This is a genomic window from Paenibacillus sp. PvP094 (assembly GCF_040546835.1).
In the GTDB taxonomy this organism is placed as follows: domain Bacteria; phylum Bacillota; class Bacilli; order Paenibacillales; family Paenibacillaceae; genus Paenibacillus; species Paenibacillus illinoisensis.
This window is the reverse complement of the sequence record NZ_JBEPOM010000001.1, coordinates 1,833,121-1,846,739: the sequence shown is the minus strand read 5'-3', so window position 1 is coordinate 1,846,739 and position 13,619 is coordinate 1,833,121. Positions and strand designations below refer to the sequence as shown.

General features: G+C 49.7%; 11 protein-coding genes. 10 read left to right on the top strand and 1 reads right to left on the bottom strand.

The window, feature by feature from the left end; translation table 11 throughout:
- The first annotated feature begins 97 nt into the window (after positions 1 to 97).
- A complete protein-coding gene (locus ABIC22_RS08620) occupies positions 98 to 289 on the top strand; it encodes a hypothetical protein (protein WP_095362005.1) in 192 nt (63 codons plus the stop codon).
- A 293-nt stretch (positions 290 to 582) separates the two neighbouring features.
- Here ABIC22_RS08620 and ABIC22_RS08615 read toward each other — a convergent pair whose 3' ends face one another.
- Positions 583 to 1,515 (bottom strand): helix-turn-helix domain-containing protein, encoded by a 933-nt coding sequence (locus tag ABIC22_RS08615; protein ID WP_127540554.1) that lies wholly within the window; start codon positions 1,513 to 1,515, stop codon positions 583 to 585.
- Positions 1,516 to 1,653: 138 nt separating this feature from the next.
- Between ABIC22_RS08615 and ABIC22_RS08610 the strand changes: the two genes are divergently transcribed.
- From ABIC22_RS08610 to ABIC22_RS08570, 9 genes are all read left to right on the top strand, one after another.
- Positions 1,654 to 2,388 (top strand): copper homeostasis protein CutC, encoded by a 735-nt coding sequence (locus ABIC22_RS08610; protein WP_336784218.1) that lies wholly within the window; start codon positions 1,654 to 1,656, stop codon positions 2,386 to 2,388.
- Positions 2,385 to 3,845, top strand: coding sequence for an alpha-L-fucosidase (locus ABIC22_RS08605; RefSeq protein WP_354480174.1), 1,461 nt, complete (start codon positions 2,385 to 2,387; stop codon positions 3,843 to 3,845). The genes ABIC22_RS08610 and ABIC22_RS08605 overlap by 4 nt, the downstream gene beginning before the upstream one ends.
- Position 3,846: 1 nt before the next feature.
- Positions 3,847 to 5,604, top strand: a complete 1,758-nt coding sequence (locus ABIC22_RS08600; RefSeq protein ID WP_354480172.1) for a glycoside hydrolase family 35 protein — start codon at positions 3,847 to 3,849, stop codon at positions 5,602 to 5,604.
- Between the two features lie 106 nt (positions 5,605 to 5,710).
- Positions 5,711 to 6,577: a sugar phosphate isomerase/epimerase family protein gene (locus ABIC22_RS08595; RefSeq protein ID WP_354480170.1), complete on the top strand. Its 867-nt coding sequence runs from the start codon at positions 5,711 to 5,713 to the stop codon at positions 6,575 to 6,577.
- Between the two features lie 247 nt (positions 6,578 to 6,824).
- The gene (locus ABIC22_RS08590) at positions 6,825 to 7,883 is read left to right on the top strand and encodes a Gfo/Idh/MocA family protein (protein ID WP_354480168.1); all 1,059 of its coding nucleotides are present in this window, start codon (positions 6,825 to 6,827) and stop codon (positions 7,881 to 7,883) included.
- A gap of 309 nt (positions 7,884 to 8,192) precedes the next feature.
- Positions 8,193 to 9,605 (top strand): alpha-L-fucosidase, encoded by a 1,413-nt coding sequence (locus ABIC22_RS08585; RefSeq protein ID WP_354480165.1) that lies wholly within the window; start codon positions 8,193 to 8,195, stop codon positions 9,603 to 9,605.
- Between the two features lie 313 nt (positions 9,606 to 9,918).
- Positions 9,919 to 10,896 (top strand): ABC transporter permease, encoded by a 978-nt coding sequence (locus ABIC22_RS08580; RefSeq protein WP_153976529.1) that lies wholly within the window; start codon positions 9,919 to 9,921, stop codon positions 10,894 to 10,896.
- Between the two features lie 15 nt (positions 10,897 to 10,911).
- The gene (locus tag ABIC22_RS08575; protein ID WP_095293099.1) at positions 10,912 to 11,820 is read left to right on the top strand and encodes a carbohydrate ABC transporter permease; all 909 of its coding nucleotides are present in this window, start codon (positions 10,912 to 10,914) and stop codon (positions 11,818 to 11,820) included.
- Between the two features lie 128 nt (positions 11,821 to 11,948).
- Positions 11,949 to 13,586 (top strand): type 2 periplasmic-binding domain-containing protein, encoded by a 1,638-nt coding sequence (locus tag ABIC22_RS08570; protein WP_127540539.1) that lies wholly within the window; start codon positions 11,949 to 11,951, stop codon positions 13,584 to 13,586.
- Positions 13,587 to 13,619: the final 33 nt, after the last annotated feature.

The following is a 13,619-nucleotide window of genomic DNA, read 5'->3' as shown; positions in this document are numbered from 1 at the left end:
CCCGTGATGGGCATGTTGTCACTGGACAGGCTGACTGTTATGATGTTGTTAGGAGATCCTGGAATTCTGAACAATCTGGTCAGGAGTGTTGCGAAGGATGAGAAGGTATAATTTTTGGAGTCCAATCCTGCTGATTGCAGTGGCATTGATTGTAAGAAGCCTGGTAACCAATCTGGGTATGCTGTTCGGCATGTCGCAGGAATCAGCAAGTAGTATCGCCATGATTGCCATGGTGATTGCCGCACTTATTATGTTTAATCGAATGACGAAGGCTCGTCGCAAAAAATAAAAAAAGCCAGGATGACCGAAAAGGAAATCAAGGCAAGATAGACACCCTCCGGGGTGTCTTTTTTTATATTGACGTGCTGAACCTAACGTTTTAGACTAAACCTAAATCATAATAACGATATATAAATAACAAAAATAACAACATAAGCAATGGATTCAATTTGCACAATTAGATGGAAACGCAGAGGACTGAAAAAACGGAAGAGGCGAGGAGCTCCTCTTACCCTGGATGTTAAGCTTCAAACAGTGAGGAAAAAGGACCGCAAATGCACAAGTGATGCGCTTTGTCGGTCCTTATGTCATGGGGCGTGGACGGAACTGGTTTGGTGAGAGTCCGGTTCCCCGTCTGAATTGCCTGGAGAAGTGGCTGACGGAGTGATAGCCAAGTTCATCTGCGATATCCTCAATGGTCTTGTTGGTACTGACGAGCAGCTGTTTTGCATGGTTAAGCTTCTTCTCCGTGACATATTGCCGAGGGGAGATGCCGTATATTTCTTTGAATATTTTGGTGCACTGGCTGCGGCTGAGATTCAGCTCTTCGGCCATCTGAGAGATGGAACCTTCACTCGAAATCATGTTCAGCAGCTGCTCTTCGATGCGATGTGCAGTATCAGCCTTATGCATGGTGACCTCCGGTATGGCGTCCGGGATAGAATCAGCTTCTCCGGATTGCAGCAGGATGATCTCCTGAATGATCAGGAGGATGTAGGCCTGCAGTGCCATTTTCTGAACAGAGGTCAGGGTGATTCTGGTTTCTGAGCCATTTGGAGCTGACAAAGAAGTCGAGGACAGACAATGCTGCATCTCCTGTTCAATCTTGGCTACATAGGCAGGCAGTTCAGTGGTTGCTGCCTTGCTGTGGGGAATCAGGCGATATTCCTGCTGGCTCAGCGTTCTTCGCAGCTCGGAATCATCAATGTCGAAGTGAATATTAAAAAAGTCAAAGCGTGAATGATGGATCGGTTCCATGTCGCCTGTGGACTCGTTGGTATGGGCGTTCTCCATCTGGTGTCTGGCACCTGCACGGATGAAGAACCAGTCTCCTGGACCAAGCAGAATTTCATCCGCACCGATCAGCATTCTGCCTTCTCCGCACTGGCAATACAGAACTTCATATAAATGATGATGGTGCTTTGGATAGATCCAGCCGGGTGATTTCCTGCCAAAATGACATCCCGTAACCTGCAGTGTGCTCGTCATATTGGGAAAGATCACATCCGTATCCATGGAATCACCGCCTTGAGCTTGTTGTCACAGATTATACCACTCGGTCAGCAGGCACAAAAGGTCAAAAAACCGGACGCTTTGTGAATGGTGAGAAGCCTCAAGGACTTATATATTGGAAGGAACGAAGGGAGTCATCCAATGAAGAAACAGCCCATACTGGAAGTGATTGCAGTAGATGCAGCAGACGCCAGGGCAGCCGAGCAGGGTGGAGCAGATCGAATTGAACTGGTCTCTGCCATGTCTGAAGGAGGCCTTACCCCCAACGTTGGCATTATCGAGCAAGTGGTGTCCCAAGTTTCCATTCCGGTATATGTCATGATTCGTCCGCATAGCCGCTCGTTCTGCTATAGCGCCGAGGACATCCGTGTTATGACCCAGCAGGTGCGTATGGCTAGAGAACTTGGAGCATCTGGCATTGTGGTAGGTGCCTTGTCGGAAGGCGGAGAAGTTGATCTTGCAGCCATGGAGTCATGTCTAGCCGAAGCGCAGGGACTTGGTGTTACATTTCATCGGGCCATGGATGTGAGCGCAAGTCTGACAGGAACACTCCATTCCATCAGCACGCTGGGACCGGTAGAACGTGTACTGACATCTGGAGGAAAACGGGCAGCACCTGAAGCCATTTCTGAATTGAAACAGCTCCATGAACTGAGTCAGGCGTTGGATATAACGGTAATGGCTGGCTCAGGGGTAACCTTGGACAGGATTAGGGATTTGGTAAGGCAAACGGGTATCACGGAAATACATATGGGTTCAGGTGTCCGATATGAAGGCGGTTTTCATAAGCCCATTCATCCGCAGATGGTTGAAGAAGCCAAACGACATCTGTTAAGTGCATTCCAATCCACGAATGACGGGAGTGATACACGATGAGTCATGGACTGCAAGCAGCCGATTGGGTCAAGGCTGCAGCACAAGTCAGTCCTTCCAAGCGCCAGCTGGAATGGCAGGAGATGGAGTTCTACGCCTTTATTCATTTTACGGTAAATACATTCACGGATCGCGAATGGGGGACTGGCGAAGAAAGTCCAGCAATCTTCAATCCTTCGGAGCTCAGCGCCGAGCAATGGGTAGAGACGTGTAAGGCGGCAGGTATGAAGGGATTGATCCTGACATGCAAGCATCATGACGGGTTTTGTTTGTGGCCAAGTCAGTTTACCGAGCATACAGTCGCGGCCAGTCCGTGGAGAAGCGGCACAGGTGATCTGGTAAAAGAAGTGGCCGATGCCTGCCGTGAGGGCGGATTGAAATTTGGCATTTATTTGTCCCCTTGGGATCGTCATGAGGCATCATACGGGGATTCAGAGAGGTATAACGAGTTTTTCCTCCATCAGCTGCGCGAGCTGCTCACCAATTATGGCGATATCTTCTGTGTGTGGTTTGACGGAGCATGCGGCGAAGGTGCGAATGGCAAAAGGCAGGTCTACAACTGGGACGCTTACTATGCGCTTATTCGGGAACTCCAGCCGGAAGCTGTGATCTCGGTATGCGGCCCGGATGTCCGCTGGTGCGGCAACGAGGCTGGTCATACACGGGATTCGGAATGGAGTGTTGTGCCGGCGCATATGCAGGATAATGAGAAGATTCAGGAGCAATCCCAGCAGGTGGATGATGGGGAGTTTGCCAGAAGGGTCAATACGCAGGACAGTGATTTGGGAAGCAGAGAGGTCATCCGTGACCTAGGTGACCAACTGATCTGGTACCCTGCCGAGGTGAATACATCCATTCGTCCAGGATGGTTCTATCATGCAAGCGAGGATACCCAGGTCAAAACGCTAGAAGAGCTGCTTACCGTTTACTACGGCTCCGTAGGCGGCAACGCCAGTTTTCTGCTCAACCTGCCGCCGGATACGCGTGGCCTTATTCACGAACGGGATGTGGAACGGCTGCAGGAGCTCGGAGATGTTCTGCGTACCACGTTTCAGGAAAACCTGGCATTGCATGCAAAGGCTGAAGCATCAGAGACGATGGATGAACAACATGAAGTCTTGCAAGTGCTGAGTGAACAGCAGGATACGTATTGGTGTCCGCGCGAAGGAACGGAGCAGGCGTGGGTTGAGGTGGATTTGCTAACGGAGACAATGTTTGACCGGGTTGTGTTAATGGAACATATCCAGATAGGTCAACGGATTGAGCGTTTTACACTGCAGGTTAGCAGGCCAGACGGCACCTGGGATGAGATATATACCGGTACGGTTGTAGGGTACAAACGAATTTGTCGCTTTCCGAGGGTCACATCGAGAAGGGTTCGACTAACCATTCATCAATCCAGATGGTACCCGACGCTGTCCAGGCTGGGTGTATATCTGAGCGAGGGGGGAGAGGTGTAGCATGGCGGTTTTGACTTATCAAGGTTCACAATTCATGTATGATAACAAGCCTGTTCAAATTTGTTCAGGAGCCATCCATTATTTCAGGGTAGTCCCCGAATATTGGGAGGATCGGCTGCTGAAGCTGAAGGCTTGCGGTTTGAATACCGTGGAGACATATGTGCCATGGAATTTCCATGAACCACAGCCGGGACAGTATCGTTTTGAGGGCATGGCGGATCTGGAGGGTTTTATTCAAATTGCAGCAGATGTGGGTTTGTATGTGATTGTCCGTCCGAGTCCTTATATATGTGCCGAATGGGAATTCGGGGGATTGCCTTCCTGGCTGCTGGCTGATGATGCCATACGTCTTCGATGTAATGATGAGCAGTTTCTGGCGAATGTGGACCGTTATTATGATGTGCTTTTGCCCAAATTGCACCCGTTCCTCAGCACCCAAGGCGGACCAATCATCGCGATGCAGATCGAAAACGAATACGGCAGCTTCGGAAATGATGCGAGTTATCTGAAATATTTGCGTGATGGCATGGTGCGGCGTGGTATCGATGTACTGCTCTTTACCTCGGACGGACCGACAGACCACATGCTGCAGGCTGGATCAGTGCCGGGACACCTGGCTACGGTCAATTTTGGCTCAGGGACGCAAGGGGCCTTTGACAAGCTGCGCACATATCAAGCCGAAGAACCATTGATGTGTATGGAATACTGGAACGGTTGGTTTGATCATTGGGGAGAGTCACATCACACTCGTGATGCAGAAGATGTAGCCGGTGTATTTGAAGAGCTGCTGCGCGAAGGAGCTTCAGTTAACTTTTATATGTTCCATGGTGGAACAAACTTCGGATTCTACAACGGGGCCAATTGTCAGCAAAAGAATCAATACGAGCCTACGATAACAAGTTATGATTACGATTCTCTGCTCAGTGAATCAGGGGAGCCGACAGCAAAATTCCATGCAGTACGTAATCTTATTGCCCGTTATAGCGGCCGCGATATGGGAGAGCTTGTGCTGCCTGAATCAAAGGGCACCTTTGCCTACGGGCGAGTGGAGTTGACGGAACAGGCCGAACTGCTGAGACAGGTGGACCAAATCTCAATCCCTGTTCAGCGAACCAATCCCGAACCGATGGAAAAGCTCGGACAGGATTATGGATTTATTTTGTACCAAACCCGAATTTCCGGGCCCAGAGAGCGACAGGAGCTGGTGGTTCAAGAGGTGCATGACCGTGCGCTGGTGTTTGTGGATGGACAATTCCAGGGCGTGCTGGAACGCGGGAACGATGCTTTGTCAGTATCCTTTGAAGTGCCAGTAGAGGGTGCGGACATTACGATCCTTGTTGAAAACATGGGGCGAATCAACTATGGACCTTACCTGAGAGATCCGAAGGGCATTACAGAGGGAGTACGTCATGGTTTTCAATTTCTATTCGATTGGACCATTCATTGTCTGCCGCTGACGGAGCTATCAGGATTGCAATTCGGAGAACGATCTACAGATATGGAGGGTCCGGCATTTTACCGGGGGAACTTTCAAGTCAACGAAGCGCAGGATACCTTTCTGCGACTGGACCATTGGACCAAGGGTGTGGTTTATGTAAACGGCTTCAATCTGGGGCGATATTGGGATAAAGGGCCGCAAAAAACCTTGTACGTCCCTGCGCCGCTGCTGCGCCAAGGTGTAAATGAAATCATCGTGTTTGAGCTGCATAAGACGACCGATCAGGCAGTAACTTTTGTAAATAAGGCAGATTTGGGCTAGGAAAAGGAAAAAAGCATAGCAAACGATTATTGGGAATTGTCGAGCCATCCGGAAAAAGGTATACGTTGGGTATGGTCATCGACTACAAGAGAGGATGAGGTGAAGTATGAAAGTTGGACTTAGTACCTACAGTCTGCAGCAGGCACTTGATCGCAAGGAATTGACCGTGCCGGATGCCATCCGATTTATTGCCGAGCAGGGCGGCGAGCATGTGGAGATTGTACCGATGGGATTCAGTCTGATCGACAATCCGGAGTTGATTGATGAAATTAAACATACGGCAGAAGAGGTCGGAATCGACATTTCCAATTATGCGATTGGCGCAAACTTCGCTGTACAGGAGGGCGCCGATGCGCTGGAGCAAGAGATACAGAATGTGATGCGGCATGTGGATGTGGCTGCTGCGCTGGGTGTTAAGCTTATGCGTCATGATGTAGCTTTTCGTTCGGCCGAAGAAGGGACTGTAGCGCAGTTTGAGAAGGACCTGCCGGTACTGGTGCAGGCCTGCCAGCGAATTGCCGATTATGCGGCAGGCTTCGGAATTACAACGAGTGTGGAGAATCACGGGTATTATGTGCAATCCAGCGAGCGGATTCAGCGTTTGCTGCATGAAACGGCACGGGAAAATTTCAAAACCACGCTGGATGTCGGCAATTTTCTCTGTGTAGATGAAGATCCGGTGAGTGCTGTGAAAAATAACATTCCATACGCGTCGATTGTGCACGCCAAGGACTTCTACTGGAGATCTTCGTACCGCAATCCCGGTGAAGGCTGGTTCCAAACCTCGCACGGCAATTACCTGCGCGGTGCCATTGTAGGCCATGGCGATATCGACATGCCTGAGGTGTTCCGTGTACTGAAGCAATCCGGGTATGACGGATATATTTCGGTTGAATTCGAGGGTATGGAAAATTGCCAAACCGCTTCACGCATTGCGATGGATAATGTTCGCCGCCTATGGGAAGAGGCATAGGGCTGAGTACTTGTTTTAAATAAATTGAATCAAATTCTAAAGAAGGCGTGAGTAACAGAGGGGAAGCTTGGAACTGTAGGAGCGGAAGCGACCGCCTTTGTCTGCAGATTTCAACCGCCAGAGCGGTCGATAAAAGAAATTGGCAGACAACAGCGGCCGAAAGTCCAAGCATTCACCGTCGTTACGTTAAGCCAAAATTATAATTAATTGAGTCCATTCTTATGAAAACGATGGAGGGATCAGCACAATGTCCAAATTGAAAGTCGCCGTCATCGGTGCCGGATCAATATCCGATTGCCACCTGCAAGCCTATGCCAGTAATCCAGACGTTGAAATTTACGCCATATGCGACCTGAATGAAGCACGTGCCGCAGACATGGCGAAAAAATATGATGCAACTCATGTATTCACGGATTACAAGGAACTGCTGGCCTTGCCCGAGATTCATTCCGTCAGCATCTGTACATGGAATGATTCTCATGCAGAGATCAGCATTGCCGCACTGGACGCGGGCAAAAACGTGCTGTGTGAGAAGCCGCTATGCCAAACCGTAGAAGATGCCCTCGAAGTAGAGAAAGCCGTTCATCGCAGCGGCAAGCTGCTGCAGGTCGGTTTTGTACGCCGCTATAGCGACAATGCGCAGATTCTGAAGAAGTTCATTGATGCAGGTGAGCTGGGCGAGATCTATTATGCCAAAGCATCCAGCCTGCGTCGCCTCGGTAACCCGGGCGGCTGGTTCTCGGATATCAATCGCTCCGGCGGTGGTCCGCTGATTGATATTGGCGTGCATGTCATTGATATTTGCTGGTATCTGATGGGCAGACCGAAGGTGAAATCCGTTTCTGCCAACGTGTCCAATCGACTCGGCAATCGTGCCCATATCAAGAATCTGTCATTTTACAAAGCAGCAGACTATGACGCTGACAAGAACACCGTTGAGGACATGGCGAATGCCCTGATTCGTTTCGAAAACGGGGCAAGTCTGCTTGTGGATGTCAGCTTCACGCTTCATGCGAAGGCAGATGAAACTTCGGTCAAACTGTACGGTGACAAGGGCGGTGCCGAACTGGAGCCAGAAATCTCGATCATTGGCGAGAAATTCAATACCATTTTGAACATGACCCCGCAGGTGGATTTCAAATCATTCGATTTTATGGGCTCGTTCCGCAATGAAATCAACCATTTTATCGACAGCACACAGGGCCGGAAGGAGACGCTTAGTCCGGTAGAGGACGGCGTGGAAGTGATGAAAATGCTCTGTGCCATTTACGAGTCAGCACGCGAGGGACGCGAAATTTCACTGTAATATTGCCCTTATTTGTTGAACTGAACGTTTAAGGCAAAACGGAGAGGGCAGAACCAATCTGTATTACGAAGTAACAGGACTTAATATGTCTTTCTTAGTTGAACTGAACGTTTAAGCCAAAACGGAGAGTGCAGAACCAATCTGGAGAAGCGAAGCGCTCGCGTTTATCCCCGGATTTCCATCAATTATAAAGTGAATTCAAAAAAATCCGGGGATAACAGTGATCGAAAGATGGTTCTGACCGCGCAGTGGCCCAGGGTAAAGCTATTTATTCAGCTTATGACATCTAATCCAAAGGAGATGAACGGGATGAGCGAAACCAAAGACGTGGTGCTGGAACAGGAAGAACAGGTCATTGAAGCCGGGGTACACCATTTTAGCAAAGAGGAAGAATGGGTCAAACCGGATGATCCGCTGCTCCTTGAGCGGCTGGAGTGGTTCAAGGACCAGAAGCTGGGGCTGATGATGCACTGGGGCCCCTATTCCCAGCTTGGACTCGTGGAGTCCTGGGCACTGAGCGATGAGGATGGCGATTGGTCGCGTGATGACATCGACTGGACGGACGACATGGAGCATTTCAAGCGGGAATATTTCGATCTGAACAAAACCTTTAATCCGATCCGTTTCCAACCCGAAGAATGGGCGCAGATGGCAGCAGACAATGGCTTCAAATACTTCCTGTTCACGACGAAGCACCACGACGGTTTCTGCATGTGGGATACCCATACGACCGATTATCGGATCACGGGCAAGGATACCCCGTTTCATACCCATAAATATGCGGACATCTGTAGAGTACTCTTTGACGCATTCCGGGCCAAAGGGCTGGGGATCTCGGCGTATTTCTCCAAAGCGGACTGGCATACCCCGTATTATTGGGCACCTGGAATGGAGCGCGGAAGCCACATGTGGCGCGGACCATCGTACGATCCCCACAAGTACCCGTGGCTGTGGGAGAAATTCGTGGAGTTCACACATGAGCAGATCATGGAGCTGCTGACGAATTATGGCCGGATCGAATGTCTGTGGCTGGATGCCGGTTGGGTGCGAGAGGGTCGCCACGGCCAGGATATCCGGCTGGGAGAAGTTGTGGAGCGGGCACGTCAGACAACTCAGCCATGGCTTCTGTCAGCAGACCGCACCGTAGGTGGAGCATACGAGAATATTGTTACCCCAGAGCAGACCATCCCGGAACACCCGATGAATATCCCTTGGGAGAGCTGCATCACAGTGGGTAATTCCTTCGCCTTCGGATTTGATGACCAGTATAAATCGGGAAGACAGCTGGCGCATATTTTGCTGGAAGTGGTGTCCAAGGGCGGCAACCTGGCGCTGAATGTTGGACCGCAGCCGGATGGTCGCCTTCCCAAAGGGGCAGTGAGGGGCATCAAGGCACTTGGTGAATGGCTCAACACCCACGGTGAAGGGATCTATGGAACCCGGATCTGCGGACCTTATTTTACGAAGGATTGGGCCTTTACGCAGAAGGAAGATATCAACACCGTGTACGCCTTCCGTTTATACAGAAACGAGAACGAAGCAGTAGAAGCACAAGTCATCATCCCTTATTTGGAGAAAGTAGAGCGAGTCGAACTCGTGGGCACCAATGACGTAATTTCGTATCAGCAGACGGAGAATGGACTCGTTGTCGATCTGCCGCCATCTGCAGTTTCTGGGACAGCACCGATCACGCATACGTTCAAATTGTTAACAAGTGGGTAGATGGCATGTGAATTCCGGGGGAGCAATCAGGGCCTCCGGGATTTTTGTATTCAAGCATATGGAGGTGGGATTCCTGATAATAAAGGCGCATAAATGCTTGTGCCGCAAGGGTTTATGGAATATGGAGAGGTGGGAGAAAATTACGAATTGATCAAAAAACAAGGTTCCATGTACTATCGAATTAAGAAAGCGCTACCTGATACTATTACTAACACGGTTAGCGTCAAAACATCAATTTGATCGAAAAACAGGATGTTTTAGTGAATTGAATGTAATGTATTATTACACTTGAGGTGTAGAAGGAGTGACGCAAATGAGTCGAGCTACGGAAAGCATACCCGCCAACCTGGAACTCCAGCAAAGGAATCAGGTGGAGCCCAAAAGGCAGCATCCATTCATCAAAAGCCTCAAGAAGCATTGGGAGCTCTATCTGCTCGTTCTGCCTCCCGTGTTGTATCTGTTGATCTTCAAGTACATCCCTATGGTTGGGGTCCAGATCGCCTTTAAGGATTTTAGTGTAGTCAAAGGAATCTGGGGAAGCCCCTGGGTCGGATTCAAACACTTCGAGGCATTCTTCGAATCCCCCAACTTCTGGCTCCTAATCAAAAATACGATCGGCATCAGCTTCTACTCCCTGATCGCCGGATTCCCTATTCCGATCCTGCTTGCGCTGGCGCTAAATGAGATCCGAACGGGTTACTTTAAGAAGACCGTCCAGATGGTCACCTACGCTCCGCATTTTATCTCCACGGTCGTGATGGTATCCATTATTATTCTGATGCTGTCCCCGCATGTGGGCGTGGTAGACAAGCTGTTCACGCTGCTCGGCTTCCCGATGACCAACTTCATGGGCATTCCGGAATATTTCAAATCCATCTATGTCTGGTCCGGTGTATGGCAGGGCATGGGATATTCATCCATCATATACATCGCCGCCCTTGCTGGTGTTGATCCATCGCTGTATGAGGCAGCGAAGATGGACGGGGCTTCAAGGCTTCGGAAAATATGGCATATCGATCTTCCAACGCTCGTTCCAGTCACCGTTATCATGCTGATTCTGAGTTTGGGCAGCATTATGGGTGTCGGTTTTGAAAAAATATATCTGATGCAGAATCCACTCAACACAAGCGCATCGGAGGTCATCTCCACGTATGTGTACAAGGTCGGTCTGATCGGTGCAAATTTCAGCTTCTCCTCGGCAGTAGGGTTGTTCAACTCCATTATCAATCTGATCCTGCTGATCATCGTCAACGGCATTTCCCGCAAAGTATCCCAGAACAGCTTGTGGTAAAGGAGGAGCTCATCCATGTTCAACCTGTTTAATCGTAACCGGATCAAGGATCCGCTCGGTGACCGCATCTTCATGACACTCAACTATATCTTTCTGTTCGCCATACTGTTAACGGTATTTTACCCCCTCTTGTATATCATCAGTTCTTCATTCAGCTCTTCACGAGCCGTTACATCCGGTCAGGTGTGGCTGTTCCCGGTGGACTTTAACATCAAGGCGTACATCTCCATTTTCAAAAGCCAGCAGCTCATGCTCGGTTTCTACAACACGATCATCTACACCGTGGTCGGCACATTCATTAACGTGGCCCTGACCGTCATGCTGGCTTATCCCTTGTCACGCAAGTCGTTCTATGGACGAGGAGCCATTATCATTTTCATGATGATTACGATGTTCTTCGATGGCGGATTGATTCCAACCTACCTCCTGATGAAGGACCTGCACCTGCTCGATACACGCTGGGCGATGTGGCTGCCAGGGGCGCTCGCGGTGTTCCAGGTCATCGTCGCGAGAACCTTCTTCCAGTCTTCCATCCCGGAAGAGCTCGGAGAGGCGGCGGAAATGGACGGCTGCCGGGATATCCGGTATTTGATCAGTGTCGTTCTTCCGTTGTCGAAGCCCATCCTGGCTGTCATGACACTCATGTATGCCGTAGGTCACTGGAATGCGTATTTCGATGCCCTGATCTATCTGCGTTCCGAAAAGTTGTTCCCGCTGCAATATGTCCTGCGCAATCTGCTCATCCTGAATGCGGCTGATCCGGCGATGCTCGCCAATACCAGTCAGCAGATGCGGGATCAGGGCTTCGAGCAGGTATTGAAATATGCACTTATCGTTGTTGCAAGTATTCCAATTTTGATCATGTATCCGTTTGTACAGAAGCATTTTGTCAAAGGGGTCATGGTTGGTTCCCTCAAGGGATAATTCACAGAAATGATGCCCGGCTGGCCTCTTGAAAGGAGGTGGAAGGAACACGCCGGCTTCCGGGATCGGTTTTATACGAGTGCAGTAAACGAGTTGTATGCCGTTTTGAACAAAAAGGAGGAGTCAGATTGAGAAAATCTTGGATTTCGATGTTGTTTCTGGTCTTTGCTTCAATGGCTTTGTTGTCCGCATGCGGTTCATCCGAAGAATCGGGTGCAGGTAGCGACGGTAGCGGCGAGAGCGGTGGCCCTGTAACGATGACTTTCTTTGCCCCGCAAGGCAAAGCGTCCATGGAAGAGAATGAGTTCACCCAATTTATCGAAGACAAGTTCGACGTTACCCTGAAATGGGATCTGGCCCCGACAGACGCATTGCAGGACCGCAGACAATTGCTGCTCGCCAGTGGTGATTATCCCGAAGTGTTCCTTCACGGCAAGTTCACCACCTCAGATCTTCAGAACTATGGAAAACAAGGCGTGTTCCTTCCGCTGCAGGATCTGATCAAGGAATATGGCCCGAATCTGACCAAGATCATGGAAGAGAAGCCATATTTCAAAGAAGCCATCACAGCTCCGGACGGCAACATCTATGCCCTGCCGATTTTCAATGAATGTTACCACTGTACGTATGCACAGAAGTACTGGATCAACACGGAATGGCTCGATAACCTGGGCCTGAAAATGCCAACAACGACGGATGAACTGTACACGGTGTTGAAGGCGTTCAAGGAGCAGGACCCCAACGGTAACGGCAAGGCTGATGAGATTCCTCTCACTGGCGCACCGAACAAGTATGTATGGAACGGCAACATTGATGCCTACCTGATGAACAGCTTCATCTACAACGACAATGACAAATACCTGATCGTGAACGATGGCAAGGTAGATTTTGCAGCAAACAAGGATGAGTGGAAAAAAGGGCTGGAGTACATGAACAAGCTGTATGCGGAAGGCCTGATTGACCCGGCTTCATTCACGCAAAACGACCAGGCCATCGGACAGCTGGGAAATAAGGAAGGCGACGAAGTGGTCGGTTCAATTACGACGGCACTGGTCAGCTATCTCGTGAACACCTATGACAAAGATATTACACGTCACCAGCATTGGGAGATCGTTCCTCCATTGAAAGGACCGGATGGCGTACAGACAACAGGTGCTACACAGAGCGTAGGCGAATTTGAGTTTGCTATCACCAACAAAGCAACAGAAGCACAGCAGATTGCGGCGATCAAAATTGTGGATTACATGTTCAGTGAAGAAGGTGCCCTGTACGCGGAATATGGCCCGACCGAAGGCAAGGGATGGAAGAAGGCTGATGCAGATGAGAAAAACATCAATGGTGAGCCTGCCAAGTACAGCTACTACAACCTGCCTGAACGTGACCCGAACGTTGTCGTTAACGAAAGCTGGTCGCAGATCGGAGCACATGACTTGTCCAATACGTTCCGTAACCTGTTTGCCGAAGGTCAAAATCCGCTAGAGGCAGAAGGCTACGGTACAAGGCTGGCTCAAGCGACCAATGTGTATGAACCATATGCACCAAAAGAAGTATATCCGGCAAATGTATTTATTCGTCCGGAGGATACCGAATCGGCAGCACAACTTACCACGGCCATCAAGGATTATGTGCAGACCAATATGGCACAGTTCATTATCGGCAGCAAAAGCATCGATAAGGAATGGGATTCATATGTCAAAGGCTTCGATGGACTGGGACTCAGCAATTACCTTGAGATCTACCAGCGTGCAATTGAGAAGGATCAATAATAGTTGAGGAATTCAAGATCGAGACTGTCCCGA